Consider the following 26633-nt stretch of genomic DNA (forward strand, 5'->3'; position numbering starts at 1 on the left):
ATGACCACTGACAAACCCCTCGCCCTCGACTTCAAAAGCGCCACGCTGTACGCCGTACGGGTGGTGCTGCACAGCGCCGACCTGCAGCAGTTGTCCGCCGCGCTCGATCGCCGCATGGCCGATGCGGGCAGCTTCTTCGAGAACGAACCTGTGGTGATCGACGCCAGCCGCGTCGACAGCCCCATCGACTGGCCCGCGCTGCTGGAGGCCCTGCGCCGTCACAACCTGCCCCCCATCGGCGTGGTCGCTGAGGGAGCGAACCTGAAGGCAGCCCAGGACGCCGGGCTGGCAATGGTGGAACTTTCCACGCCCACGGCACGCCCCGTGCCCGCCGTGGAAACCGCCGCGCCAGCCGATCTGGCCGCGCCCGTTCCGGCGGTGCCGGCGGCCGCACTGGAAACCGCCGCCCCGGCCGCCGATGATGCCGCGTCCGAACCTGCTGCCGCCGAGCCCGCCAAGATCGCGCCGGCGCATGCCCAACCGGGCGCCACGCTGCCCGCATCGGCGCTGGTGATCACCAAGCCGCTGCGTTCGGGCCAGCGCGTGTATGCGCGCCATACCGACCTGGTCGTGATCGGCATGGTCAGCCAGGGCGCCGAAGTCATTGCCGACGGCAATGTGCACGTGTATGGTCCATTGCGCGGCAAGGCGATGGCCGGCGCGCGGGGCGACACGTCGGCACGCATCTTCACCACCCAGCTCGACGCTGAGCTGCTGGCGGTGGCGGGTGTGTACCGGGTGGTCGAGGCCAAGCTCGACAGCAGCCTGCATAACCAACCCGCGCTGGTCTACCTCGATGGCGAAACATTGCGCCTCGAGGCCTTGCGCAAATAATGAAGGGCGGGGAGCAACGCCCCCGCCTACATCTGGTAAGAAGCCTTACAGCGGCTTTTTGCTTTACGATAACGCGATTTATTCGAACATAAGGGTTAAACGGTCATGACACGAATTGTTGTGGTGACTTCCGGCAAGGGCGGGGTTGGCAAGACGACCAGCAGCGCCAGTTTTTCCGCCGGCTTGGCTATGCGTGGCCACAAAACGGCCGTCATCGACTTCGACGTCGGCCTGCGCAACCTCGATCTCATCATGGGCTGCGAACGCCGTGTCGTGTATGACTTCGTCAACGTAATCCAGGGCGAAGCAACGCTCAACCAGGCGCTGATCAAGGACAAGCAGCTCGAAAACCTGTTCATCCTGCCCGCCTCGCAGACCCGCGATAAAGACGCCCTCACCCAGGAAGGCGTGGGCAAGGTCATCGAAGACCTCAAGCAGATGGGCTTCGAGTACATCGTCTGCGACTCGCCCGCCGGCATCGAAACCGGGGCCCTGATGGCCGCGTACTTCGCTGACGATGCGCTGGTCGTCACCAACCCCGAAGTCTCGTCGGTACGCGACTCCGATCGCATCCTGGGCATCTTGTCCGCCAAATCGCGCCGTGCCGTCGAAGGCGAAGAGCCCGTCAAGGAATTCCTGCTGCTCACGCGCTACAGCCCCAAGCGCGTGCTCGATGGCGAAATGCTGTCCTTGACCGACATCGAAGACATCCTGCGTATCAAGCTCATCGGCGTGATCCCGGAATCCGAAGCCGTTCTGCAGGCCTCGAACCAGGGCCTGCCAGCCATTCACCTGCGCGAGACCGATGTGGCCGAAGCCTACAAAGACGTGGTGGCCCGCTATCTGGGCGAAGACAAGCCGCTGCGCTTTGTCGATTACGAAAAACCCGGCCTGTTCAAGCGCCTGTTCGGAGGGAAGTAAGCAATGTCCTTCCTGTCGTTTCTGCTTGGCCAGAAGAAAACCTCTGCGGTCGTCGCCAAGGAACGCCTGCAAATCATCCTGGCCCACGAACGCACGGGCCGTGGCTCGTCGCCCGACTATCTGCCGCAATTGCAGCAGGAACTGGTCGCCGTCATTTCGAAGTACGTGAACATCAACCCCGACGACATCAAGGTGCACCTTGAACGGCAGGACACGCTCGAAGTCCTGGAAGTCAAGATCGAGATGCCGCAGAAAGAAGTCTGAACGCACAACGGCTTCAGATCAGTCGGCCCGGGCAAGCGCGACGCTTGCCCGGGCCGTTCTGCGTGGAATTGCAGGGCGCCGAACGTCAATCGCACCTCAGCACACTACCGCGCGGGATCAACGGCTCTGATGGCATCTTGCCCGGCGACCGACGCGGCAAGATCGTCACACACTCTGCGGCACACTTTCTCTGCCCATTTCGCCAGCAGGGCAAAGGTGGGGGCTGACGGCCCGTCATAGTACGCTGCGCAGAAATCCAGCGGCGTCAATGAAAGCTCTGTTTTCAGCTCTACCAGGCGGCCATTCGATAATGAGTCTGCCAGCGTGAGTCTGGGCAGCGCCGCGACGCCCAGGCCTTTCTCGGCCAGCAGCGTGGCGGCGTACAGCGAAGATATCGCACTCAGTCGCGGCAACACATTGGCAGCTTCAAGATCTTTCTTGAGCGTGAGATAAGGCTCGGTACTGCGGTCGAAAGTCAGCACATTGCAGTGGTTGATATCTTCGTAGCGCAACACCGTTTCGTGCAAACCCAGCGCAGGCGACGCCGCGAGAATCATCTCGAAACTGCATAGCGGCTCGATTATCAACGCTCCCGCGGTAGCGGGCTGGAGCAGAAAAGCAATATCCAGGCGCTGGTTCATGACATCTTCCAACAGACGCGGAGATGCCGCCACGTTCAGATCGAAGCAGATACCCCGGTAGGCGGTAGACAGCTCCAGCATCAGATCCGGCACCCAGGTGTTGGCCATGGAATCCGACGCCCCCACGCGTATCGCGCTCTGCGCGACGTTCAGGCCGGCAATATCCGCCATGGCCGCGTCTTTGAGCTTCAACAAGCGTTCGACATAAGACAGGAACCGGTGCCCGTCCAAAGTCAGCACCGCACGGTAACCGCGACGGTCGAACAGTTTGGTCTTCATCGACACTTCAAGCGTCTTGACGCGGGCAGAAATCGTGGGCTGCGTGGCATGCAGCCGCTCGGCCGCCTTCTGAAACGAGCCGAGTGTCGCAACCAGGTAGAAACTATGAAGTTGTTCGAACGTCATGAATACGTACGATCGGCCTCGCTCAGTTGCCCGGCGCTGATCTTGGCCCACCGAAGATATGTTGTAACGATTCGATATCTTATTCGATGGCGGCAACCAGACGCTGAGCCGATGCCGCCGCACACGTCCACCCAAACCCACCGTGTCCGGTATTCATATACAGACCTGGGAGATCGGTGCGGCCGATATACGGAGCGGAAGTAGGCGTCACGGGACGCAGGCCCGCCCAGCCACGTCTTCTTCCGGCGTCGTAGTCGGCCGCATCGGGAAAGCTGTGTCGCGCCACGTCGAGAATGCGTTCAATCTCGCGCCCGGACGAGTCCATCGACGAGCTCAGGTAAGCGCCCCCGCTGACGCGCAGCTTGTCGCCCAATACACTGAAGGCCACCGCCCGCTTGGTATCGCTGATCGTGCCAGACGGGGCAGGCCCTCGCAGAGGCAGACTCACGCTGTACCCCTTCAACGGCGCCACAGGAAAACGCCGGGCCAGACGCGTAGGCAACAACGCACGCGTTCCCGTTGCGCTGGCCAGAACCACCAGGTCGGCTTCCAACACCTCATCGCGCAGGGCGACACCGCGCACCTTGCCTTGCTGGACGACCAAGCGTTCGGCGACCGCCCCATAGCGGAAAACGACCCCGTTCGCCTGCAGTCGCGACGCCAGATTGCGGGTGAACAGCGCGCAATTTCCGACGCTGGAGTCCGTCGAATAGATGCCCCCCCCATAGCGATAACGGGACTGCGCCAGCAAGGGTTCGATCTGCCTGCACTCCTCCTCGCTGACCGCACGGGCGTCGAAACCCACACGCCGCCGCAGGTCCAGCAGCAGGTTGGCGGACTCCAGCGCCTTGGGGTCTTCGTAAAGATACAACTTCCCGCAATGCTTTCTGTAGTCAAACTCCACCGGCTGACGCCGCAGCAACGCGTCGAGCGCACCCACCGACTCGGCAGCGAGTTGCAGCATTGTTTCGCTATTTCGCACATAAGCTGCCTGCCCGCTGTTCGTGATGAATTTGCTCAGCCACCGCAGATTCTTCAGGACATCCAGAGGGCGCATGCCTGACCCCAACCCTGCCAGGGTTCTTTGCACGAACGATGCGAAAAATCCTGGTGCTCCGAATGGCAGACAGAAGGCGCCGCACAGCTGGCCGGCGTTCCCGGCACTGGTTCCCGCGGCCGCCTCACTGTTGCGTTCGAGCACGGTCACGGCATAACCTCGCTCGCCAAGGGCTTCGGCAGTGACGACGCCCACAACCCCCGCCCCTACCACGACGACTTTACGTTGGCTCATGATCAGCTGATTCTTCCGTAGGCTTAGACGCTCAAATTTGATTCGGCAGGTAGAGCGCGAGCTGGGGGAACATCACCAGCAGATACAGCATGAACAGCATCGCCAACACAAAAGGCACAGCCCCGATGATGATGTCCAGAATGCTGCCCCGCTTCCTGACGCCCTGGACCACATATAAATTCAGGCCCACAGGAGGCGTTATCAGCGCCATCTCGATCAAGATGATGACCACCACGCCAAACCACACCTTGTCGTAGCCTTGCGCGAACACAATGGGCGCCAGCACCGGTAACGTAATGACCATCAGCGACAATGTCTCGATGAACATGCCAAGCAATAAATAGATTGCGAAAACGATCAGCAGGGTTTCCAGAGGGGTGATGTTCAAGCCTGCGAACAACGCCTCTATCTGATCGTTGATACCCAGGGTGGACAATACAAAGTTCAGAAAATACGAAGCGAGCACGATCAGCATGATCATTGCGGTCGTGCGCAGGGTCGCCAGCAACGCATCCATGAACATGGCAATACTGAATGTCCTGGCTGCCACTGCCAGACCCATGGCCGCGATCACTCCTATGGCGGCGGCTTCGGTCGGCGTCGCCAGGCCCGCATAGATCGAGCCCACCACCACGACGAACAGCAATAGCAACGGCAGGAGCCCGATCAGGCCCATTATCCGCGTCCCCCAGCTGTACTTTGCCCGTTGCCCGCTGATGGAGGGGTTGATAACGCTGCAGATGATCACCGCGATGGAGAACAATCCAGCCAGCATCAGCCCGGGAATGACACCGGCCGCGAACAGCTGGGGAATGGAGGTCTCGGTAAATATTCCGTAGATGATGAGGCTGATCGAGGGTGGAATGAGGATTCCCAACGTGCCTCCGGCCGCAACGGCGCCCGCGAAAATGCCCTCGCTGTAGCCCAGCCTGCGCCCTTCCGGCAGCGCGATGGTGCTGATAGTGGCTGCAGTCGCCACGCTGGATCCGCTGGTTGCCGAGAACAGTACCGACGCACCCACGTTGGCGTGGACCAGCCCGCCCGGCAACCACGACAGCCACGAATCCATGACGGTATAGGCTTTGCGCGCGCTCCCACATCGGACCAGGATTTCACCTATCAATACAAACAAGGGAATCGCGATCAGGGTGTAATTTTCTGAATTGGTCCACAACACCTCGCCCGCAGCGAGATAGAACGGAAAATCGGAAAAAAGACCACCCAGCACAAAGGCCAGAACGATGAGGGCGACGGCAACCGGGATCGTCGCCCCCATCATGAGCAGCAAAATAACGATGGCCGCTGTCAACATATTGGCTATTCTCCTGGTGCGCTCAGAAACGCGCGTCTTCGCCGGTGCCGACGTAGCGGACCATACTGGCCCGGTCTCGATGCCGCATCGCCATCACTGCTTTGATCGTAAGCAGCCCTGAACAAACGCACAGCCAAAGGAAACCCAACGCCCAGCTTCCCTGCGGCATCCACATAGGAAGCCTGAGCGTGGTGTTTGAAACGGAATCAAACTCCAGCGATTCCAGTGTCATGGCGATGCTGCTCCAGGCAAGAAACGCAGCGACCAGAAAGAACAGGAAAATCGACAGCACATCCAGGGCATTCTTGGTCGAGTCAGACCGTTTGGTATACAGAAAATCTATTCGTATATGACTCTTCTGCAGCAGCGCATAGCTGCATGCCCACGAGATGACGCTCGCCATGACATAACCCGAGTACTCCACCGAGAAACTGGTGGCAAACCCGTTGTATCGCGCCACCACTTCGATCACGATGGCAAATATGGCGATCACGAACAGCAGCGCGAAAACCTGCACCACGCGTAAACTGATAGTTTCCGCCACCTTGATTGCCCGGCCGACCCTGTCCAATCCAGACGCTTGTTCCATTCCTCCCCCTATTGCCGTGCGTTATGGTTTTGCCGGGCCGGTGTAACTCAATCCGGTGTACTCACCGATGGTGCTGTTCCAGGCGTCCAGCTGCGACTTCGAGATGCGTCGTGCCCAGCCGGGGATGATTTTTTCCTGGAGGATCTTCTTTGACAGCTCGAGATCTTCCGGAAGCACGGGGCTCATCACCATATTCCCGGCTTTGCCATGGGGGCACGATGCACGCCCGGTCAGGCAATCGATGCCCACCTGCGCGTCGGCCTCGGCGCTAGCCAGCGATGGCTCTTCGTATTTTTCTTTGATGCTGGTCAGCAGCGCCTGCTTATCGGCATCGGCCAACGACTTCCATGTCCGGGCGTTGGCTGCCGTCAGGACGTAGCCCCACCCGCCCACCGAAACGGGCAGGAAATGCGACGTCACTTCATGCCAGCCCACTGAATAAGCCGACAAAATGCCGGTAGTGGCGCAGTCCAGCGCCTTGCGCTCCAGCGCCGCGGTGACTTCGCCGAAAGGCATATTGATGGGCGACGCCCCGAGCGCCTCGACAAACTCAGCCGAGGTCCCCCCGGGCACGCGTATCCGTTTCCCTTTCAAGTCCGACAATTGCTTGATCGGGAAATTACAGAAAATCGCTTGTTGCGGAAACCGGCTGATCGCCAGAAGCTTTGCGCCCCGGAAACGCTCTTGCATGATGCGCTCGAGTTCCGGCCGGTATCGCGCAATGATCTCACGTGACGCCTCGGGTGTGCTGACCAGCATCGGCAAATCCACGCCTTCAAGCTCGGGCGCGGAACCGATGGCATAAGCCGACATCGTGGATGCCACGTCGAACATCCCTTGGCTCAACATGCGGAAAATCTCGCTGCCGTTCAGGCCCATCTGGTCGAAGCTGGTGACGCTGACGTCCAGATCGCGACCCAGAATCTCTTTCCCGGATGACCAGTAAGGCTTCTCGAAGTCCTGGTACAGGTTGATGCTGCTCCAGGTTCCCACATAGCGCAGCTTGTCGGGCGCCGCCTGAACCTGGGCGGCCGCCATACCCGCCATTGCTACCAAGCCCGCGATTACTGTTTTCCTCAAACCCATGATTGTCTCCTCCTGTGTTGCATTTACTTCGATCGAAGCTGAAATGTCCTGGCGTAATCGATCTCGAACCCCGCCATTGCCTGCTTCACGGCGACTTTATAAACGGACTCCGCGCTTTCCGCAGATACCCGCCCGAGACGCACGTCTTCAAGTACCAAGTCAACGGCCCTTTCGTGAGGGGCACCGTATCCTCCGCCACTCGCCATATCATGGATGAACATGTCGTCCTTGTAGACGGATATCGGTTCTTTCAGCATGACGGGCAATATCTGTTCATCGCCATTGGCACGCCTGAGAACGTTCATCGACGGACGACCGCTCAAGCCCCCGAACAGTCCATGCGGCGGGTGGTCTCTTTTGTCTGACCGCACGTTCAGCGTGGCCGTATCGGCCAGGAACCGGTACGAACGGCGTATGGCCATACCGCCACGGTGCCGACCTGGCCCGCCGCTGTCCGGGATGTAGCCATATTCTTCGATACGGATCGGGTACGTCTGTTCGATCATTTCAACCGGAACGTTCGACTGATTGGCCCCGATGTGGGCCACCCCTTCCTGCCCATCGCTCAAAGCCGTCCCGCCATTCGTACCCATCAGCGTCTCGCAAAAAATCAGCGCCTTGCCATCGACATACGTCGAAATGGTCGGCAAGGTCGAACCACCCGAGCCGTCGGCAGCCACCTTTTCTGGCAGCGCCTGAGACAACGCGCCGAAAAGGCAGTCAATCTGGCGATAGCCCGTAATGCCCCGGGCCCCGCAAGCGGCAGGAGGCAGAGGGCGAACCACGGTTCCCTCCGGTGCAGCGACCTCGATGGCTCGGGTGTATCCATGGCAGTTCGGAATATCCGAGGCCATGACCGATCGAATGGCCGCGTATGCGCACGCTTTGCTGAACGGGAACGGCGAATTGATTCCCCCCGCCACCTGGGCGGAGGATCCAGACCAATCCACTTTGATGCGGTTGCCGGCTACCGTTACCGCGACCTTCAGCGTAACGGGCTCGGGATTGTCGCCGATACCGTCGATATGGTCCGTGAATTGGTATTCGCCATCCGGAATCTCGAGCAGCTCGGCCTCGATCAACGCCTGAGCATAGTTGTGAAGATCGTCAAACACCTGGTCCAGATCCGAGGCGCCATAGCGCTCGCACAGTCGCTTGAAGGACTTGTCTGCCGTATGGCAGGCGGCGACCTGAGCCTCCAGGTCACCAATCACCCATTCAGGCGTGCGCACGTTCAGCTTGATGATGTCGATCAGCGTCTGGTTCCGGACGCCTGCGGCATACAGCTTCAGAATGGGAATGCGCAGCCCTTCCTGCCAGATCTCGCTGGCGCCCAGTGCATTCGAACCCGCCACGATGCCGCCGACATCGGAGTGATGCGCCAATGTAGCTGCCCACCCCAACAACGAACCCTCGAAATAGACCGGCTTGACGATATAAATGTCGGGAAGATGTTGCCCTGCGGCCGCGTACGGATCGTTCATGATGAACACATCACCATCGCGAAGTTCGGCTGATTCGGTGCGTATCAACAGCTCCAGCGCATCTTCGAATGCCCCCATGTGCATCGGCGTGCACAAACCCTGCGCCAAAGTGCGGCCCTGCCTGTCGCAAATCGCCGTTGAGAAATCAAGGCTGTCGCGGACAATGTTTGAATAGCCGGTACGAATGATGGTTAAGGTCAACTCCTCGGCAATCATTTCCAATGCGTTGCGGATGACCTCGAGCTTGAAGTGCTCAGTGCGCATGATCAGTGTTCTCCGTCGAGATCGATAACAATATTGCCAATATCATCAAGCGAAACTGACGAGCCGGGCGGAATGACGGTTGTTCCCTCATACTCTTCAACAATCATGGGCCCGGTGAATTTTTTGCCGCGCAGATAGGCACGATTGACCACGGGCGCCTCGCTGTCGAGACCCTTGCCGAAGTACACCCGCCGGCTGCCCAGCAACTGGCCATCTTCCAGCTTCATCCGCAATGACGATGGGGCAGAGTAAGTGTCGTCGCTGACGGTCATACGGAGAGCCACTATTTCCACTTCCGAGGAAGGGTCCGGTTTGTGGCAATACCTCACCTCGTACTCGTCAATGAACCTTGCAACGATGTCCGGTACACAGTCGTGCGAGAAAGACGGCCGTCCAAGATCGACCGTGATTTCGAAGGCCTGGCCGCGTGCGCGCAGATCGAGCTGCATGAAGCAGGACGTCTGTTGCAGCGAGCGGCCCAGCAGGTCGGCGCCCCTGCGATGCAGGTCCGCGTAGATATCCTGCACCCGGCCTTCTTCTGCCGTGCGCAGCGACACCAGATAGGCGGACGCCAGCGTCACCTTGCATTCTGCGACGGTCAAACCCACCGCGCTGAATACGCCCGCGCAGACCGGCACGATGACTCGCTTGATGCCCAGGCTGCGAGCAATGCCGGTTCCGTGGATACCGCCATTTCCGCCGAACGCAATCATCGTGAAGTCGCGCGGGTCGCGGCCCCGATAGGTCGTGACCGCCTTGATGGCCTTGACCATTTTTTCATTGGCCAGCATGTGGACGCCATAAGCGGCTTCCTCCACAGAGTTGAGCCCCAGTTCGACCATGATCTTGTCTGTAATGCAGCGGTACGACAGCTGCCGATCGATCTTTACCGTACCGCCGGCCAGATGGTGGGGATTCAGGTAGCCCAGCAGTACATTGGCGTCGGTAACGGTGGCATACGAGTCCTGCAAGCCATAGCAGGCCGGGCCCGGATGAGCGCCGGCACTTTCGGGTCCGATCTTCAGACCGCCTGCCTTGTCGATAGAAACGATAGACCCGCCGCCTGCGCCCACCTCGGCAATATTGATCACCGGCAGCCGTAACGAGTAGCCGCCCCCTCCGGCGATGGTTCCCGAGTTGCTCATCGACGAGCCCACTTCGTAGTCTTCCGAATACGTCAGCCGACCCTTCTCGATCATCGAGGCCTTGGCCGTTGTTCCGCCCATATCGAAGGTGATGACATTGGGCTCATTCAACTTCTCCGCTACGTACTGCGCGCCGATCACGCCGGCGGCGGGACCGCACTCCACGATCTGCGCGGGCAGTACTTTGACGGCCTCGCTATGCAATTGACCGCCCGAAGATTGCATGACATACACGGGAGCCTTACTGCCCATTCTGTGCAGCTCGCGGTCCAGGCCATCCAGGTATTTTTTCACCACCGGACCGACGTAGGCGTTGACGACGGTAGTCGACGTTCTTTCGTATTCGCGGATTTGCGGCAAGACATCCACCGACAAGGTGATGAACGCATCGGGCAGCGCACGGCGCAGGATATCGCCGATCAGGCGTTCATGCCTGTCGTTGACATAAGAGTGCAGCAGGCACACCGCAACGGCTTCGATATCGTGGCCCTTCAACTGCTCGGCCAACGCCTCGACTTCCGCGGCCGCCAGCTCACGCACCACCTCACCAGCCGCGCCGATACGCTCAGTCACTTCAAAGCGAAGATCACGCGGACACAGCGGCGCTGGCTTGACATACAGGGGCTCATACAGGCGCGGCACCCTGATCCGCCGAAGCTCAAGAACATCTTTGAAGCCTTGCGTTGTGATCAGCGCAGTGCGGGCACCCTTTCCTTCCAGGATGGCGTTGGTCGCCACGGTGCACCCATGCATCACCTCTGCCAGCTTGCTGATCTGGTAATCGCAGAAGGTGGCCAGCGTCGAGATCCCCCGCGCTACACCTTCCCCATAGTTCTCCGGCATCGACGGCACCTTCGCCGTGTGCAACACGCCATTTTCATCGACGTGCGCAATATCCGTAAATGTGCCGCCTACGTCTGAAGCTACTCGCCAATCCATCTCTCTGCCTTCTAGAAAAATCCGTGGGGAGATTCTAGGAAGGTGGAGCCATAAAAGATAACTGAATGTTTATATCGGGAATGATCGAATATTTTTATGAAGAAGGGAAGATGACACCGGCCCGTTCGCGAGGTCGCTACCAAGAATAAAGGCCTGACCCGGCTAAACCGGTATCAGGCCTTGCGGGGCCAGGCTTATGCCTGGCTGTGGCGCCGGCGTAGTGCTGTTATTTGCCGACCTGGTCGCCGATGATGCCACCCAGCGCGGCGCCACCGACTGTGCCCAGCACACCGCCGTTACTGATCACCGCGCCGGCGACGCCGCCTATCGCGGCTCCCCCCACGGTGCTTTTCTGACGCTTGTTCATGCCGTCCCAGGACGAACAGCCCGCCATGGTGAACGACAGCAAAACGGCCATGCCGATTTTCGAGAAGGTTCCAGTTTTCATCATGATGAGGCTCCTTAGGTTGTGCCTGGGACAGCGCTGGAAACAGGCGGGGCCAGAATCAGGCACTGCGGCGTCCCTCACAAAAGTTATGCACCTTCAGGATGGCAAAAAGCGCGGCTCGTGACTGTTATCGATGCCCATAAATTGTATCCATGGGTAGGGTACGGGCCGCCACCCCACGGCAGGTGTTGCCCCGAGGCAGCGTTATTTCACTAAACGTAACACGTCTCGGAATCGCGGATGATCGCAGCTTTCCATCCATTCGAACAACGCCATTTCCGCGGTGACCACCGTGGCTCCGGCTGCACGCATGCGACGCATGCCTGCGTGCTGGTCGGAATGCCGCCGCGAACCGACAGCGTCCGACACCAGCACCGCCTGGTAGCCCAGCTCGCGCAGCCCCACGATGGTCTGCAGGACACAGACGTGAGCTTCCCATCCCACTACGAGCACGGTGCGCCGCGCGGACGGCAGCCAGGCGTCGAAGCCGGGTTCGCGCACGGCCGAAAAATGGCGCTTGTGAAAAACGGATTGGACCGACTCGCGCAGCGGCGCGATGGTGGGCCCCAGCCCCGCCGCGTTCTGCTCGGTGGCCACCACGGGCACATCCAGCAGGCGCGCGCCACGTGCGAGCTTGTCAACGGTGCGGGCAAGCTCGTTGCCTTCGGCAATAGCTGGCATCAGACGCTCTTGCATGTCGACGATCAGCAGGGTCGAATCAGCGGCTTGCAGCAACATGGGCAGTCTCGCAGTAAAGAATGATCCCTGGCACGATGGCCAGGGATCACGGGGTTACTTCAGCGCCTTGTAGCGCAGGCGGCGAGGCTTGGCGCCCTCTTCGCCCAGCCGGCGCTTCTTGTCGGCTTCATATTCCTGGTAATTGCCATCGAAGAACACCACCTGCGAATCGCCTTCGAAGGCCAGTATGTGCGTGGCGATACGATCCAGGAACCACCGATCGTGGCTGATCACCATGACGCTACCCGGAAACTCGAGCAGGGCATCTTCGAGCGCGCGCAGGGTTTCCACGTCGAGGTCGTTGGACGGTTCGTCGAGCAGCAGCACGTTGCCGCCGGCAATCAGGGTCTTGGCCAGATGCAAGCGCCCGCGCTCACCCCCGGAAAGCTGGCCGACGATCTTGTTCTGGTCGGCGCCCTTGAAGTTGAAGCGGCCCAGATAGGCGCGCGACGACATCTCGAACTTGCCGACCGTCAGCACGTCGGCCCCGTCGGACACGGCGTCGAAAACCGTCTTGTTGTCTTGCAGCGAATCGCGCGCTTGATCGACAAAAGCCAGCTTGACCGTCTGGCCGATGGAGATGCTGCCCGAGTCCGGCTGTTCGCGGCCGGCGATCATGCGGAATAATGTGGACTTACCCGCACCGTTGGCGCCGATAATGCCCACGATCGCGCCCGCCGGGATCTTGAAGCTGAGGTTGTCGATCAGCAGGCGGTCACCATAGGCCTTGCTGACATTGGTGAACTCGATGACCTCGTTGCCCAGGCGCTCGCCCACCGGAATGAAGATTTCCTGGGTCTCATTGCGCTTCTGGTATTCGTGCGAGGACAGCTCTTCGAAGCGCGACAGGCGCGCCTTGGCCTTGGCCTGGCGTCCTTTGGGATTCTGCCGCACCCATTCCAGTTCTTTCTTGATGGTCTTCTGGCGTGCCGATTCGGACGCCTCTTCCTGCTTCAGGCGCGCCTCTTTCTGTTCGAGCCAGGAACTGTAGTTGCCCTTCCAGGGAATGCCGTGGCCGCGGTCGAGTTCCAGGATCCATTCGGCCGCATTGTCGAGGAAATAGCGGTCGTGGGTGACGCCCACCACGGTGCCCGGGAATTTGTGCAGGAACTGTTCGAGCCACTCTACGCTTTCGGCATCCAGGTGGTTGGTGGGTTCGTCGAGCAGCAGCATGTCGGGCTTGGACAACAGCAGGCGGCACAATGCCACGCGCCGCTTCTCACCGCCGGACAGATTGCCGACGACGGCATCCCAGGGTGGCAGGCGCAGCGCATCGGCGGCAATTTCCATCTGGTGCTCGATATCGTCGGCGCCACTGGATGCAGCAGCCGCGATCACCGCCTCGAGCTCTGCCTGCTCGGCCGCCAGGGCGTCGAAATCGGCATCGGGCTCGGCATAGGCGGCATACACCTCGTCGAGACGCTTCTTGGCCTGCACGACCGCGCCCAGCCCCTCTTCGACTGACTGGCGAACCGTGTGCGCAGGGTCGAGCTGCGGCTCTTGCGGCAGGTAGCCGATATTCAGCCCCGGCATGGGCGTGGCTTCGCCTTCGATGTCCTTGTCGACGCCCGCCATGATCTTCAGCAACGTCGACTTGCCCGAGCCGTTCAGGCCCAGTACGCCGATCTTGGCGCCGGGGAAAAACGAAAGGGAAATGTCGCGCAGGATCTGCCGCTTGGGCGGCACGATCTTGCCGACGCGGTTCATGGTGTAGACGTATTGGGCCATGTGCTCGTATGCAATAAACAAATTCAGAGGGAAGCAATGATTGTAGGCCGGAACTGCCTACGTGGCCCGTCCCGCGCGGCGCGGACGCCATTGCGCCAGGCTGACGCCGGCCAGGGCCATCAGTCCGCCTGTCACGTGGTAGATGTGTGGCACTTCGCCCAGCGTGAACGCGGCCAGGACCACGGTGCCTACCGGCATCAGGTTCAGGAAAATGCTGGCGCGGTTGGGCCCCAGGTAACGCACTCCCTGCATCCAGAGATACGGCGCGAACAGCGATGGAAAAATCGCGGCGTACAGCACAAGCGGCACATTCGCGGCGTTCAGAGGTGAACTGGGCGCCAGCAGGAACGAAGGCAGCTGCAGCAGAATGCCGAACAGAATCTGCAGATAAAGGGACTGCCACACACCCACCGCCATGGACCAGCGGCGCAACAGCACGCCATACAGGGCGTACGACAACGCCGCCAGGCCCATCAGCCCGTCGCCCACGCTACCCCCCACTGACAGCAGGCGCGATGGATCGCCCTCGCCCAGCAGCACGCCCAGGCCGGCCAGGGACAGCGCGCCGCCCGCGACGGCCGTGAATGCGGGGCGTTCGCGCAGCACGATGCAGCCCAGGATGATGGTCAGCAGCGGCACCATCGCGGTGATGATGCCCATGTTGGTGGCGGTGGTGGTGGCGGCCGCCACATACATCAGGCCCTGGTACATGGCCGTGCCCAGCGCGCCCAGTACGGCGAGTTTGCCGAGGTGGGGGGCAATCGCGCGGCGCTCGCGCACAACACGGGGCAGCACGAAGGGAGTCAGCACCACGGCGGCCAGCACCCACCGGTAAAAACCTATGACCGCCGGCTCGATCACGCTTGCCGCCATTTTGGTCACCACCATGTTCAGGGACCAGATCAGCGCCGCAGCCAGGGGATACAGCATGTGGCGGGCAGACGGCGCGGGAAGTGCAGCGGGCATGGCGGTGAGGGGCGATCCAAAGTGGCGATATTAGCGCCTGTGCGGTCCGGCGCCGGCGAAGGCGCCCGAAAACGCGCGACAATGTGGGTTTTGCCGCCGCCCGCGCGTGCGGCCGCGCCAACCAGGAACGCACCTCATGTCTGCCTCTGCCCAACCGCCCGCCAACCTGACCCGCTTCAGTCCGCAAGAACTCGACATGCTGGCCAAGACGGCCGATGCGCTGAGCGCTTATCTCGGCAAGCCCGTGCTGGCCGAGGTGGTGCAGGGCGAAGAAGGCACCGAGTGGGCCACTTTTGGTGTGCCCGTGGCGCAGGGGGCGCCCGCCGACGATCAGCCCCACGTGCAGATGGGCGGTGCCGGGGCACGCCTGCTGGGCAATCGCGGCGGACTCGACCCGGCCGACGATGATACTTACGACTGCCTCTATCTCTGGGCGGTGCAGATCACGCTCAACGAAGGCGAGCGTTTCGTGAAACTCGACCAGGCGGGCGATGAAGCCGCATGGTCTGACGACCTCGCCGACGTGCTGCCCTTCGCGCTCGGCGATGAGCCGCTGCCCGACCCCGACGACGACGACGACGAAGATGACGATGAGGACGACGATCAATACGACGCGGCGTTGCCGCGCTGATGCGCGGCGCCGCTAGGCCAGGCCGCGCCGCCGGTCGCGGCGATGCAGCAAGTACCCTAGCGGCCACATGAGCAGCACCAGCGCCCGCGCGGCGGGATGAGTCAGCCTGTAGGCCTGTACCGCCGTCGGCAACCCTGAGTATTCCAGGTCGAGCCTGAACCGGGTGTAGCGCGCCGCAGCCATCATGAAGTCTTTGGGCCTGAACCGGAACCAGTCCATATGGTGCTGCAGTATGTTCCAGGCCAGCAGATACAACCCCTGGGCGTTGTTGCGCACAGAAACCGCTCCTCGGCTCAGGCCGTCGGCGCTGGGGTGGTAAATGCGCACCACCTGGTTGATGCAGCGGTTCTGGTACCCGGCGCGCGCCATGGCCCACCAGATCAGGCTTTCGGGCACAAAGCCCGCCACGTTTTCGGGAAACGGGAACCGGCGCAGCACGTCGGTGCGCATGCTGCCGAATTTCTCGCCCTTGATGCGGTGGCGGAAATACATCTCGACTGCGCTCGCATCGAAGACATCCTGGGGAAAGCGGTCTCCCACGATGGTGCCATCGGGCCGAGCGCACAGGCCGGTCACTCCCACATAGCCTTCGCGCTGCTCGATGGGGATGGCTTCCCAGGCCTCTTGCAATATGCCCAGCGCATCAGGCGGGATTTCATCATCGCTGTCCAGCGTGATGATGAAATCTCCTCTGGCCTCGCGCACGCCGCGATTGAAGGCGGTTTTCTTGTGCTGATTCTTCTGCCACACATAGCGTATGGGGAACGCCGACTGCGCCTGCCAGGCCAGCACGGCTTCGTGGGTCCGGTCGGTCGAACCGTCGTCGACCACCAGCCATTCGAAGTCCCGACAGGTCTGCAGTCGTAGGGATTCATACACACGGTATAGCGTGGCCGCCCGGTTATAGGTGGGCGTCAGTACCGTGAACGTGTAATGCGGTTCACTCATGCGGGGGGCCGATACGCGACAAGGCTGAGCCGATAATTGCTTACGGGTAAAAACTGGGCTCCAGTTTATGAGATATGCGCACTTCGCAGGCGTTCGCGCACGGCCATTTTGAAATTAAGTTTGTCTGCTCTTTCCATATTTATACCTACCTGGCTCGCTGCGCGAGCCCGTCATAAACACGGCGGCCCCGGCCCCGCAGCGCACCATGGATCCCGGCCCGCCGCGCTACCCGGGTAAACTTGCGGCACATCCGGGATATCCATGGACCCCTCCACCATCCAGCTGAACGACATCGCGCTGTTCGTCGAAGTCGCGAGACGCAAGAGTTTCAGCCTGGCCGCCCGCGCGCTGGCCATGCCCACTTCTACCCTGTCGCGGCGCATCGGGCAGCTGGAACGAACGATCGGCCTGCGGCTCATCAACCGCAATACGCGCCGCCTGGAACTGACCGACGCGGGCGCGGCTTACTTGCGCCGCTGTGAAGCGCTGGTCGATGAAGCACGGCTTGCCCACGAGCAATTGCTGGCCTTGTCGTCGCGCCCGCAGGGCCGTCTGAGCATCTCTATTCCCTACAGCATGGCCATCTGGCTGCTGCCGGAAGCGCTGAAAGCCTTTACCGAACAATATCCCGACCTGGAATGCGAGTTCGACCTGAACCTGAAGCCGGTTGAGAATTCGCAGGGCGCGCCGTTCGACTTGACGCTGCGCTTCGGCCGATCTCAAGTCGCCGCGGAGCTCGTCACCACGCCCACGCTGGTACAGGAAGTCACAAGCCTGGATATCCATCTGTATGCGTCGGCCAGCTATCTGCAGGCGCACGGCGAACCCCGACAACCGGCCGACCTGATCGACCACGAATGCCTGCGCACCACGATAGACGCCGAACATTCGGTGTGGATGCTGCAGAACGGCGAGCGTGTCGAGCAGGTGCCGGTGCACGGCGCGATCGCGGGCAACAACATCAGCGTGATGGGCACATTGTCGGGCCTGGGCCTGGGCATCACGCGCCTGCCCAACTGCCGGGCGCTGGCTCCGATTATCGAGCGCAACAATCTGCGGCGGGTGCTGCCCGGATGGACCACCGATCCCCTGCCGGTGTATGCGATATTTCCGTCCGCGGTGCTGCCCGCCAAGACCCGCGTGTTCCTGGAATTCCTGCGCCCCTGGCTCGACCCCGCGACTTGAATGGGCCTGCTCGTGTGCAGCGCGCATAAAAAAACCGCCGGCAGACCGGCGGTTTTTTTGCATCAGGCAGCGTTTACACGCGCTTGATTTTTTCCAGCATCTTGAAAACGCCCTTGGGCGAGTTGACGAACAGGCGCTTGAACGCCTTGCCCAGGCAACGGCGTTCCAGGGTGTTGCGACGCACGCGTTTGCGCTCAGCCATGATGGTTCTCCGGTAAGGTTCGATGGTGCCCAAACCCGCCCGACTAGTCCGGCATGAATCCGGACACGAGGCTGGCGGCAAAAACTGGGTTAACTCGGTATTCTAGCCCGAAACATCCTGCCCCGCCAAACCGCTAGTCCGCGCGGTCGTCCTGCGACAGGAAGGCCACGACGGCAGCTCTGTCCGGAAGCGGACCCACGGCCCCGTAACCCGTGGTGGAAAGAGCCGCCGCGGCATTGGCATAGCGCACGGCGGCCAGCCAATCATCGCCGGCGCAGCGCCGCGCCAACAGATTGCCGGCAAAGCAATCTCCCGCGCCGGTGGCGTCCACCGCCTGCACGACCCGTCCGGGCACCGGGGTGCGCGATTGCCCATCGTCGATCAGCGCGCCGTCTTTGCCCAGCTTCAGCACGACGACGCCCGGCGCGCCGGCCGCGCGTATCCAGTCCAGCGTGCGGCCGGGATCGTCATGACCGGTCAGGTGGCGCATGTCGTCGAGGCTGGGCAAAAAGAGGTCAGCCTGAGCGAGCGCCTCGCGCAATATGGCGCGCGCACGGGAAACGGGCCAGAGGCGAAGGCGCAGGTTCGAATCCAGGCTTACCTGGCCGCCCGCCTGGTGCGTGCGTTCGATGGCGGCGAACACGGTATCGCATGCGCTGGCGCTGATGGCCAGGCTGATGCCCGACACATGCAGGTAGCGGGTGCTGGCCAGCGGCCCGCCGTCGAGATCAGACGGCTGCATGCGGCTGGCGGCGGAGTCGCGGCGCAGATAGGTGAATGCATGGCCGTCGGGGCCATGCTGCACAAAGTACACGCCGGTATGGCCGTCGGCATCGAGCCGAACCCCCGACGTGTCGACCCGCTCATTGCGCAACAGCTGCACCACCTGCTCGCCAAAGGCATCGTTGCCCACGCGCGTCAGGTAGGCGCAACGCGCGCCCTGGCGCGCCGCCGCGATGACGGCGTTGGACGTGTCGCCGCCAAAGCCCTGCAGGTATTGGGGCTCGCCGGCGCGCGTCTGGTTGAACTCGACCAGCGGTTCGCCAAGGGCCACGACATCGAATTCAACCATGGGCAGCCTCGCGGGTCTGCATGATCTGGCGCACCAGCGCGCCGGTATCGCGTGCGGCGAACGCGGCCTTGTCGTAGAGATTGCTGCCGATACCGACCAGACCGGCGCCGGCGGCGAAATAGTCGGCCATGTTCTGCTGAGTGACCCCGCCCGTGGGGCAGAACACGACATCGGGAAACACTGACTTCAAGGCCGCAAGGTGACGCGGCCCGCCCGTTTCAGCGGGAAAGATTTTCACAATGTCGGCGCCCGCCTGACGCGCGGCCAGCACTTCGGTGGGCGTGAAGGCGCCCAGCAGGCAGAGCGCGCCCGCAGCATGCGCCATTTCGCCGATGCCTTGAACCACGGCGGGCGCCACCAGGAAGTCAGCTCCCGCGACCAGGGCTTCGCGCGCCTGGGACTCATCGAGCACGGTGCCCACACCCAGTGTGATCGCATCGCCATGCCGATCGCGCAGCGCGCGCACCAGATCAGTGACACCGGGGATGGTCCAGGTGAGTTCAAGTGTGCGGCATCCTGCCTGCACGGCAATTTCGGCCGCGTAGCCCGCCGTGGCCGCATCGGCGTAGCGCAGCACGGGCACGACGCGATCGGCCAGCAGGCGCGCCATCGGGGTGGGATCAGGTGTAGGGTTCATGGCGTATCGCAGAAGAGTCAGGATAGGGGGTCGGACAGCGCAGGGGGCACGCCCGCCAAGCGCGGGGCGGCCGCCTCGCGCATGCGCAGCAATGCCTGGATGCAGGCGGATGCCGCCACGGGCGGGTCGCGGAAGAGCAGCGTACTGACACTGACGCCGGCGACTGCCTTGCCGCCGGCATCGCACAGCGCCACGCCATAACAGACGATACCGGGCTCGTTTTCTTCATTATCCACTGCATAGCCCGCCTGGCGCACCTGCGCGAGCTCATCAAGCAGGGCCTGCGCCGAGGTGATGGTGGAGGGAGTCAGGCGTGGCATGGGAAGCCGCGTCAGCCGGGTATCGAGTTCTGGCGGCGGCAGCGTGGCCAGGCAGGCTTTGCCTACCGCGCTGCTGTGCATCGGCAACTGGCCGCCTATGCGGGACGCCATGCGAACGGCGCCCGGGCCATCGAGTTTCTCGACATAGACCATCACATCGCCCATCGGCACCGCAAGATGCACGGTTTGCCCGGTACTGTCGCGCAAGTCCTGCAGATGCGGCAAGAGGCGCTCGCGGATGTCGAAACGGGACCAGCTGCGGCTGGCCAGGCGAAGCAGGCCCGGCCCCAGGCAGTACGTGCCGCCGGGCTGGCCCGCGACCATCCCGTGTTCGAGCAGGCCCGCCACAATACGGTACACAGTCGGCCGCGGGTAACCGCTGCGCGCGGCCAGTTCTGCAATGCCGGGCGGCTGCGCCGCATCGGCCACCAGCTGCAGCACGTGCATGAATTTACCGAAGGCAGCCGTTCCGGCGACGGAGGCCGCGGCGGGCATGGCCTTTGCGGAACGTTCAGGCATAGGTTCGTCTATATTATGGACAAAATTTCATAATATAGACATTATCTCCGGGCCCGAGGCGCCTGTCCAGGCGCGCTACCGAGAATTTTCGGAATCTGAGATACTGTTTATATATACAGATATCTTCAGCGATATGCTGTCGCCTTCGGCAAGACCGACCGTCCACGCTACCCCACCTCCGTCATGAGCTCGCATATCCGCATCGTTGGCGCACGCCAGAACAACCTGAAGAACCTGGACCTGACTCTCGCCACCGGCGAACTGGTGGTCATCACCGGCGTGTCCGGGTCGGGCAAGAGTTCGCTGGCCTTCGATACCTTGTATGCCGAAGGCCAACGGCGCTACGTTGAGACGTTCTCGCCGTACGCGCGCCAGTTCCTGGACCGCATGGACAAACCCCAGGTCGACCGCATCGAAGGCATCCTGCCGGCCATCGCCATCGACCAGACCAACCCTGTGCGCAGTTCGCGCAGCACGGTTGGCACCATGACCGAGCTCAACGACCACCTGAAGCTGTTGTATGCGCGCGGCGCCAAGCTGTATTGCCGTGGTTGCGGCAAACTGGTGCGGCGCGATTCGCCGGAATCGATTGCAGCGTCGCTGGCCCTGCGGGCCCCGGCGGCCGGCGACCCCCGCCTCGTCGTGACGTTCCCCATCGCCGTGCCGGCCAATTTCACTGAAGAGGAAGTACGCGGATTCCTGGAGCAGCAGGGCTATACCCGGGTGCACCGCGAAGAAACCGGGCGCGCACGCGCAACGGCCTCGCAAAGCGCCAAGGCCAAAGGCAAAGGCAAAGGCAAATCCGTCGGCACGGCCGACGACGGCGACCGGCGCATCCTGCACGTGGTGCAGGACCGTTTCCGTCATGCGGGCAGCGAACCCGAGCGGGTGATGGAAGCGCTGGACACGGCCCTGCGCATGGGGGGCGGCCACCTTGCCGTGCACGCCCTCGACGACGACGGCGCCGACGCGCAGGTCTGGAAATACAGCAATCGCCTGCATTGCGCCGACTGCGATATCGAGTACACCGACCCGCTGCCCAGCAGCTTTTCGTTCAACTCGCCGCTCGGAGCGTGCGAAAGCTGCCGCGGATTCGGGCGCGTCATCGGCATCGATTACGGCCTGGTGATTCCCGACGAGAGCAAAACGTTGCGCGAAGGCGCCATCAAGCCTTGGCAGACCCCTTCGTACAAAGAATGCCAGGATGACATGGCCAAGTACGCGCCGCGCGCTGGCGTACCCATGACAGTGCCCTGGAAGGCATTGACGGACGAGCAGCGCCACTGGGTGCTGCACGGCGACCCCGACTGGAAAGGCGGCAACCAGGCATGGAAGACGCAGTGGTACGGCGTGCATCGCTTCTTTGCCTGGCTGGAAAGCCGCGCGTACAAGATGCACGTGCGCGTGCTGCTGTCGAAGTACCGCAGCTACACGCCCTGCCCCACTTGCAAGGGCGCCCGGCTCAAACCCGATGCCCTGCTCTGGCGGCTGGGCAACGCGCCGGCAGAGGGGCAGGCGGAAGACGGCCGTTATCCGCGCTTCATGCCGGTGGGAGCCACCTGGAGCCGCGACCTGCTGAACACGCTGGACGGGTTGTCCATCCACGACATGATGCTGCTGCCCATCGAACGGGTACGCACATTCTTCGACTCGCTGTCTTTCAGCGGGGCGCTGGACGCCGCCACCGACCTGTTGCTGACCGAAGTGCGCGCGCGCCTGAAATTTCTGTGCGATGTGGGACTGGGCTATCTCACACTGGACCGGCAGAGCCGCACCCTGTCGGGTGGCGAAGTGCAGCGCATCAACCTGACCACCGCGCTGGGCACCTCACTGGTCAACACCCTGTTTGTGCTTGACGAACCGTCCATCGGCCTGCACCCCCGCGACATGCACCGGGTGGTCGAAGTCATGCACAGGCTGCGCAACGCCGGCAACACACTGGTGGTGGTTGAGCACGATCCCCAGGTCATGGTGGCCGCGGACCGCATCATCGACATCGGCCCCGGCCCGGGAGAACGCGGCGGGCAGATCGTATTCGACGGCACGCCGGCTCAATTGCGCGCCAGCGCCACCCTGACGGGCGACTACCTGGGCGGCCGCCTGCGGGTCGAGGCGCCGCGCCCCATGCCGGTGGCGGCCAACACGCCGCGCCTGCTGCTCGAAGGCGTGACGGCGCACAATCTGCGCAACGTTTCGGTGGAAATTCCGCTCGGGCGCCTGGTGTGCGTCACCGGCGTGTCGGGCTCGGGAAAATCCACCCTGGTGCAGGACGTGCTGTACCCCGCGCTGCTCAAGTACCAGGGCAAGCCTTCCGAATCGCCCGGGCCATTCGAACGCCTGCTGGGCGCCGAACAGATCGCCGACGTGGTCATGGTAGACCAGACCCCCATCGGCAAGACGGCTCGTTCGAACCCGGCCAGCTACGTCGGCGCCTTCGACGCCATACGCAAGCTGTTCGCCCAGGCGCCGGTGGCCAAAGAGCGCGGCTATACCGCCGGCACCTTCAGCTTCAACAGCGGCGATGGCCGCTGCCCCACCTGCGGCGGCACGGGATTCGAACACGTTGAAATGCAGTTCCTGTCCGACGTGTATTTGCGCTGCCCCGATTGCGACGGCCGGCGCTTCCGCCCGGAGGTCCTGGACGTGCGGGTCGAGCACCTGGGCAAGAGCGCGTCGATCGACCAAGTGCTGGAAATGACGGTCAGCGAGGCGCTGGACTTCTTCAAGGGTCTGCGCGACGTGCAGGCCGGCCTGGCGCCACTGGCCGATGTGGGGCTGGAGTATGTGCGGCTGGGCCAGCCGGTGCCCACGCTGTCGGGCGGCGAGGCGCAACGCCTGAAGCTGGCCGGCCACCTTGCCGAAGCCGCGCGCAGCGGAATCTCGACGGCGCGGGTGGCCAAGAAGGGCAGCCTGTTCCTGTTCGACGAGCCGACCACCGGGCTGCACTTCGATGACGTGGCGCGTCTGATGCGCGCCTTCCGCAAACTGCTGGCCGCGGGCCACACGCTGCTGGTGATCGAACACAATCTGGATGTGATCCGCGCCGCCGACTGGCTGATCGACCTTGGCCCTGAAGGCGGAGACGCCGGCGGGCTGGTGCTGGGCGTGGGTACGCCGCAAGACCTGATGGACAACCCGGCCTCGCATACCGGCGCGGCACTGCGCGACTACGCCATCAGCGTGCTGCCCGGTGATGTGGTGGTCGACAGCGATGCCGATGCCCAGATCGCACGCCAGGCCGGCCTGGCGCCGGTACTGGCCGAGCCGGTAGCCACCTATGACGAGGCCGCCGGCACGCCACTACAATCGGTAGTGCGAGGCCGCCGCGATAGCCAGGCCATCGAGATCCGCAATGCGCGCGAACACAATCTGAAGAACATCAACGTCGAAATTCCACACGACAAGTTCACCGTGATCACGGGCGTCTCAGGCTCGGGCAAATCGACGCTGGCCTTCGACATACTGTTCAACGAAGGGCAGCGCCGATATCTCGAATCGCTCAACGCCTATGCGCGCGCCATCGTGCAGCCGGCCGGCAAGCCCGACGTCGACGCCATATTCGGCATTCCGCCCACGGTGGCCATCGAGCAGCGCACCAGTCGCGGCGGCCGCAAGTCGACGGTGGCCACCATGACGGAAATCCACCACTTTCTGCGCCTGCTGTACGTCAAGCTCGGCACACAGTATTGCCCCGACTGCCAGGTGCCTGTGGAGCCCCAGAACACCGACCAGATCGTGGGGCGCTTGCTGCGCGAGCACAAGGGCCAGCACATCGGCCTGCTGGCCCCGCTGGTCACGGCGCGCAAGGGCTATTACACCGACCTGGCCAAATGGGCGGGCTCCAAGGGATATACGCACCTGCGAGTAGACGGCGCATTCATCCCCGTCAGCCCCTGGCCGCGCCTGGACCGCTACAAAGAACACACTATCGAACTCCCGGTGGCCGACCTGGTGGTCGATCCGGACAACGAAGGCGCGTTGCGCCAGGCAGTCAAGAGCGCGCTCGAGCACGGCCAAGGCGTGCTGAGCATGGTGTGGCCGGTGAACCGGTTGCATGAGGCGCTCGACAGCGAACTGCAGCATCAGCACTTCTCGGTGAAGCGGGCATGCCCTTCGTGCGGCACCAGCTTTCCCGAACCCGATCCGCGCATGTTCTCGTATAACTCCAAGCATGGCTGGTGCACCGGGTGCTTCGGCACCGGCGTGCAATTGCAGGATTTCGATGCCGAGCAGACCGGGGAAGAGAGTGCTTGGAACGCCAGCTATGAAGGCGAGGCCTCGCCTTGCACCATCTGCGACGGACAACGGCTGAACCAGGTCGCACTGTCGGTGCGCTGGCGAGAGCGTTCGATCGCCGAACTGGCCGCCATGCCCGTGTCCGAGGCGCACACCTTCTTCACGGGGCTCGTGGCACGCGGGCGCGAGGCCGAGATCGCCCGCGATATCCTGGCCGAGATACGCGGGCGGCTGAACTTCATGAAAGAGGTGGGCCTGGACTACCTTGCACTGGACCGTGCCGCTCCAACCCTGTCGGGCGGCGAAGCGCAACGCATCCGCCTGGCCGCCCAGTTGGGCTCGAACCTGCAGGGCGTGTGCTACGTGCTGGACGAGCCCACGATCGGCCTGCACCCGCGCGACAACCGCATTCTGCTGGATGCGCTGGCGCGGCTCGAAGGCAACGGCAATACGCTGGTGGTGGTGGAACACGATGACGATACCATCCGGCGCGCGTCGCACGTCATCGACATCGGGCCGGGCGCCGGCGTGCGCGGCGGACGCGTCGTGGCGCAGGGTACGGTGCAGGACCTGATCGCGTCGCCTGAATCCGTGACGGGCCGTTATCTGGCCAAGCCGCTCGCGCATCCGCTGCAGGGACGGCGTGCCATCACAGACGACACGCCCATGATCCAGATTCATGGCGCGCGGCTGCATAATCTGAGGCAGGTCGACGCCCGCATCCCGGTGGGCCGGCTGAGCGTGGTCACGGGCGTATCGGGGTCGGGAAAATCCACGCTGGCGCGCGAAGTGCTGCTCGACAATCTGCTGCAAGCGGTTGCACAGGGCAAGGCGCCGCGCTGGCATGGCTGCGAACGGATCACCGGCTGGGAAACCATAGCCCGCGTACTGGAAGTCGACCAGACTCCCATCGGCAAGACGCCCCGTTCCTGCCCAGCCACCTATATCGGCTTCTGGGACGATGTGCGGCGCCAGTTTGCCGACACGCGCGAAGCGCGCATGCGTGGCTGGGGCGCCGCGCGGTTTTCGTTCAACACCGGAGATGGCCGCTGCCCCATCTGCGAAGGCCAGGGCATGAGGACCATCGAGATGAACTTTCTGCCCGACGTCAAGGTTCCATGCGATGCCTGCAATGGCGCGCGCTTCAATGCCGACACGCTGTCGGTGCAGATGCGCGGCAAGAACGCGGGCGAACTGCTCAGCATGGAAGTCGACGATGCGCTGGCGTATTTCTCGGCGCATCCCAAGATCCACCGTCCGCTGCAGCTCATGCACGACGTGGGGCTGGGCTATCTCACGGTGGGCCAGCCCTCGCCCACGCTGTCGGGCGGCGAGGCACAGCGCATCAAGCTGGTCACCGAACTGTCCAAGGCCCGCCTGACCGAAGGCGTCATCACCACCGGCCGCGCGTCGCGTATCCCGCATACCCTGTATGTGCTGGACGAGCCCACCGTGGGCCTGTCGATGGCCGACGTGGAGAAGCTCATCCATGTCCTGCACCGCCTGGTGGCGGCGGGCAACACGGTTGTCGTCATCGAACACAATCTGGATGTCATAGCCGAAGCCGACTGGCTGCTCGACCTTGGGCCCGAAGGCGGCACGGGCGGTGGAAAGCTGGTCGCTGAAGGCACGCCCGAGCACGTGATGGCATTGCGCGAGACTTCGCATACCGGGCGAGTACTGGCGGAATTCCTGGCGCAGCAGGCCGACGGGGCGGCGATACAGACAAGCTGATGTAAGCTCGCGCTGCGCAGGACGATGCGGGCGGCAGTGCAGTGCGCGCCAGACGCGCCCGCACCGACCGCCCACCGAGGCCTGGTACGCGCAT

At 62.7% G+C, this 26633-nt stretch carries 22 protein-coding genes; 6 read left to right on the forward strand and 16 right to left on the reverse strand.

The window, feature by feature from the left end; all coding sequences use genetic code 11:
• From minC to minE, 3 genes are all read left to right on the forward strand, one after another.
• Positions 1-834, forward strand: coding sequence for a septum site-determining protein MinC (minC, locus tag ACV17W_RS08470; protein WP_462595981.1), 834 nt, complete (start codon positions 1-3; stop codon positions 832-834).
• Positions 835-939: 105 nt separating this feature from the next.
• Positions 940-1755 (forward strand): septum site-determining protein MinD, encoded by an 816-nt coding sequence (gene minD / locus ACV17W_RS08475; protein ID WP_462595982.1) that lies wholly within the window; start codon positions 940-942, stop codon positions 1753-1755.
• Positions 1756-1758: 3 nt separating this feature from the next.
• Positions 1759-2019 (forward strand): cell division topological specificity factor MinE, encoded by a 261-nt coding sequence (gene minE / locus ACV17W_RS08480; protein WP_462595983.1) that lies wholly within the window; start codon positions 1759-1761, stop codon positions 2017-2019.
• 104 nt (positions 2020-2123) lie between these two features.
• On the opposite strand, the gene ACV17W_RS08485 is transcribed toward minE, so the two are convergent.
• The 11 genes from ACV17W_RS08485 to ACV17W_RS08535 form a co-directional block, all read right to left on the reverse strand.
• Positions 2124-3065 carry a LysR family transcriptional regulator gene (locus tag ACV17W_RS08485; RefSeq protein ID WP_462595984.1) on the reverse strand — a complete coding sequence of 314 codons (942 nt, stop codon included), beginning with the start codon at positions 3063-3065 and terminating at the stop codon, positions 2124-2126.
• A 79-nt stretch (positions 3066-3144) separates the two neighbouring features.
• Complete coding sequence (locus ACV17W_RS08490; RefSeq protein ID WP_462596499.1) at positions 3145-4398, reverse strand: FAD-dependent oxidoreductase; 1254 nt, start codon at positions 4396-4398, stop codon at positions 3145-3147.
• Entirely contained in the window at positions 4388-5668 is a 1281-nt protein-coding gene (locus ACV17W_RS08495) for a TRAP transporter large permease (RefSeq protein WP_462595985.1), read from the reverse strand. The genes ACV17W_RS08490 and ACV17W_RS08495 overlap by 11 nt, the downstream gene beginning before the upstream one ends.
• Before the next feature lie 22 nt (positions 5669-5690).
• On the reverse strand, positions 5691-6257 hold the full coding sequence (locus tag ACV17W_RS08500; protein WP_462595986.1) for a TRAP transporter small permease subunit: 567 nt from the start codon (positions 6255-6257) through the stop codon (positions 5691-5693).
• Between the two features lie 21 nt (positions 6258-6278).
• Complete coding sequence (locus ACV17W_RS08505; protein ID WP_462595987.1) at positions 6279-7343, reverse strand: TRAP transporter substrate-binding protein; 1065 nt, start codon at positions 7341-7343, stop codon at positions 6279-6281.
• Positions 7344-7366: 23 nt separating this feature from the next.
• Positions 7367-9091, reverse strand: coding sequence for a hydantoinase B/oxoprolinase family protein (locus ACV17W_RS08510; protein WP_462595988.1), 1725 nt, complete (start codon positions 9089-9091; stop codon positions 7367-7369).
• 2 nt (positions 9092-9093) lie between these two features.
• Positions 9094-11175, reverse strand: coding sequence for a hydantoinase/oxoprolinase family protein (locus ACV17W_RS08515; protein ID WP_462595990.1), 2082 nt, complete (start codon positions 11173-11175; stop codon positions 9094-9096).
• Between the two features lie 226 nt (positions 11176-11401).
• Positions 11402-11623, reverse strand: a complete 222-nt coding sequence (locus ACV17W_RS08520) for a glycine zipper 2TM domain-containing protein (RefSeq protein ID WP_462596500.1) — start codon at positions 11621-11623, stop codon at positions 11402-11404.
• Between the two features lie 204 nt (positions 11624-11827).
• Positions 11828-12361, reverse strand: coding sequence for an isochorismatase family protein (locus ACV17W_RS08525; RefSeq protein ID WP_462595991.1), 534 nt, complete (start codon positions 12359-12361; stop codon positions 11828-11830).
• Positions 12362-12415: 54 nt separating this feature from the next.
• Positions 12416-14089: an energy-dependent translational throttle protein EttA gene (gene ettA, locus ACV17W_RS08530; RefSeq protein WP_462595992.1), complete on the reverse strand. Its 1674-nt coding sequence runs from the start codon at positions 14087-14089 to the stop codon at positions 12416-12418.
• Positions 14090-14146: 57 nt separating this feature from the next.
• Positions 14147-15055 (reverse strand): DMT family transporter, encoded by a 909-nt coding sequence (locus tag ACV17W_RS08535; RefSeq protein ID WP_462595993.1) that lies wholly within the window; start codon positions 15053-15055, stop codon positions 14147-14149.
• 136 nt (positions 15056-15191) lie between these two features.
• Between ACV17W_RS08535 and ACV17W_RS08540 the strand changes: the two genes are divergently transcribed.
• Positions 15192-15686: a hypothetical protein gene (locus ACV17W_RS08540; protein WP_462595994.1), complete on the forward strand. Its 495-nt coding sequence runs from the start codon at positions 15192-15194 to the stop codon at positions 15684-15686.
• A gap of 12 nt (positions 15687-15698) precedes the next feature.
• Here ACV17W_RS08540 and ACV17W_RS08545 read toward each other — a convergent pair whose 3' ends face one another.
• Positions 15699-16634 carry a glycosyltransferase family 2 protein gene (locus ACV17W_RS08545; protein WP_462595995.1) on the reverse strand — a complete coding sequence of 312 codons (936 nt, stop codon included), beginning with the start codon at positions 16632-16634 and terminating at the stop codon, positions 15699-15701.
• 261 nt (positions 16635-16895) lie between these two features.
• Here ACV17W_RS08545 and ACV17W_RS08550 point away from each other — a divergent pair, with 261 nt between their 5' ends.
• Complete coding sequence (locus ACV17W_RS08550) at positions 16896-17819, forward strand: LysR family transcriptional regulator (RefSeq protein ID WP_462595996.1); 924 nt, start codon at positions 16896-16898, stop codon at positions 17817-17819.
• A 73-nt stretch (positions 17820-17892) separates the two neighbouring features.
• Here ACV17W_RS08550 and ACV17W_RS08555 read toward each other — a convergent pair whose 3' ends face one another.
• From ACV17W_RS08555 to ACV17W_RS08570, 4 genes are all read right to left on the reverse strand, one after another.
• On the reverse strand, positions 17893-18021 hold the full coding sequence (locus tag ACV17W_RS08555) for a hypothetical protein (RefSeq protein WP_268903484.1): 129 nt from the start codon (positions 18019-18021) through the stop codon (positions 17893-17895).
• A gap of 133 nt (positions 18022-18154) precedes the next feature.
• Positions 18155-19093 (reverse strand): sugar kinase, encoded by a 939-nt coding sequence (locus ACV17W_RS08560; protein ID WP_462595997.1) that lies wholly within the window; start codon positions 19091-19093, stop codon positions 18155-18157.
• Positions 19086-19730 (reverse strand): bifunctional 4-hydroxy-2-oxoglutarate aldolase/2-dehydro-3-deoxy-phosphogluconate aldolase, encoded by a 645-nt coding sequence (locus ACV17W_RS08565; protein WP_462595998.1) that lies wholly within the window; start codon positions 19728-19730, stop codon positions 19086-19088. Before ACV17W_RS08565 ends, ACV17W_RS08560 begins: the two co-directional genes overlap by 8 nt.
• 17 nt (positions 19731-19747) lie before the next feature.
• Positions 19748-20569 carry an IclR family transcriptional regulator gene (locus ACV17W_RS08570; protein WP_462595999.1) on the reverse strand — a complete coding sequence of 274 codons (822 nt, stop codon included), beginning with the start codon at positions 20567-20569 and terminating at the stop codon, positions 19748-19750.
• Positions 20570-20752: 183 nt separating this feature from the next.
• On the opposite strand from ACV17W_RS08570, the gene uvrA reads away from it, so the two are divergent.
• Entirely contained in the window at positions 20753-26539 is a 5787-nt protein-coding gene (gene uvrA, locus ACV17W_RS08575; RefSeq protein ID WP_462596000.1) for an excinuclease ABC subunit UvrA, read from the forward strand.
• The last annotated feature ends 94 nt before the right edge of the window (positions 26540-26633 follow it).

This window comes from Bordetella sp. MIP270_01_BMS (assembly GCF_054958705.1).

Coding starts and splice junctions, on each gene's coding strand:
- ACV17W_RS08525 (WP_462595991.1), bottom strand. CDS start 12,361: ATGTTGCTGCAAGCCGCTGATTCGACCCTGCTGATCGTCGACATGCAA.
- ACV17W_RS08500 (WP_462595986.1), bottom strand. CDS start 6,257: ATGGAACAAGCGTCTGGATTGGACAGGGTCGGCCGGGCAATCAAGGTG.
- ACV17W_RS08545 (WP_462595995.1), bottom strand. CDS start 16,634: ATGAGTGAACCGCATTACACGTTCACGGTACTGACGCCCACCTATAAC.
- uvrA (WP_462596000.1), top strand. CDS start 20,753: ATGAGCTCGCATATCCGCATCGTTGGCGCACGCCAGAACAACCTGAAG.
- ACV17W_RS08565 (WP_462595998.1), bottom strand. CDS start 19,730: ATGAACCCTACACCTGATCCCACCCCGATGGCGCGCCTGCTGGCCGAT.
- minC (WP_462595981.1), top strand. CDS start 1: ATGACCACTGACAAACCCCTCGCCCTCGACTTCAAAAGCGCCACGCTG.
- minE (WP_462595983.1), top strand. CDS start 1,759: ATGTCCTTCCTGTCGTTTCTGCTTGGCCAGAAGAAAACCTCTGCGGTC.
- minD (WP_462595982.1), top strand. CDS start 940: ATGACACGAATTGTTGTGGTGACTTCCGGCAAGGGCGGGGTTGGCAAG.
- ACV17W_RS08535 (WP_462595993.1), bottom strand. CDS start 15,055: ATGCCCGCTGCACTTCCCGCGCCGTCTGCCCGCCACATGCTGTATCCC.
- ACV17W_RS08485 (WP_462595984.1), bottom strand. CDS start 3,065: ATGACGTTCGAACAACTTCATAGTTTCTACCTGGTTGCGACACTCGGC.
- ACV17W_RS08570 (WP_462595999.1), bottom strand. CDS start 20,569: ATGCCTGAACGTTCCGCAAAGGCCATGCCCGCCGCGGCCTCCGTCGCC.
- ACV17W_RS08520 (WP_462596500.1), bottom strand. CDS start 11,623: ATGAAAACTGGAACCTTCTCGAAAATCGGCATGGCCGTTTTGCTGTCG.
- ACV17W_RS08550 (WP_462595996.1), top strand. CDS start 16,896: ATGGACCCCTCCACCATCCAGCTGAACGACATCGCGCTGTTCGTCGAA.
- ACV17W_RS08560 (WP_462595997.1), bottom strand. CDS start 19,093: ATGGTTGAATTCGATGTCGTGGCCCTTGGCGAACCGCTGGTCGAGTTC.
- ACV17W_RS08505 (WP_462595987.1), bottom strand. CDS start 7,343: ATGGGTTTGAGGAAAACAGTAATCGCGGGCTTGGTAGCAATGGCGGGT.
- ettA (WP_462595992.1), bottom strand. CDS start 14,089: ATGGCCCAATACGTCTACACCATGAACCGCGTCGGCAAGATCGTGCCG.
- ACV17W_RS08540 (WP_462595994.1), top strand. CDS start 15,192: ATGTCTGCCTCTGCCCAACCGCCCGCCAACCTGACCCGCTTCAGTCCG.
- ACV17W_RS08555 (WP_268903484.1), bottom strand. CDS start 18,021: ATGGCTGAGCGCAAACGCGTGCGTCGCAACACCCTGGAACGCCGTTGC.
- ACV17W_RS08495 (WP_462595985.1), bottom strand. CDS start 5,668: ATGTTGACAGCGGCCATCGTTATTTTGCTGCTCATGATGGGGGCGACG.
- ACV17W_RS08515 (WP_462595990.1), bottom strand. CDS start 11,175: ATGGATTGGCGAGTAGCTTCAGACGTAGGCGGCACATTTACGGATATT.
- ACV17W_RS08510 (WP_462595988.1), bottom strand. CDS start 9,091: ATGCGCACTGAGCACTTCAAGCTCGAGGTCATCCGCAACGCATTGGAA.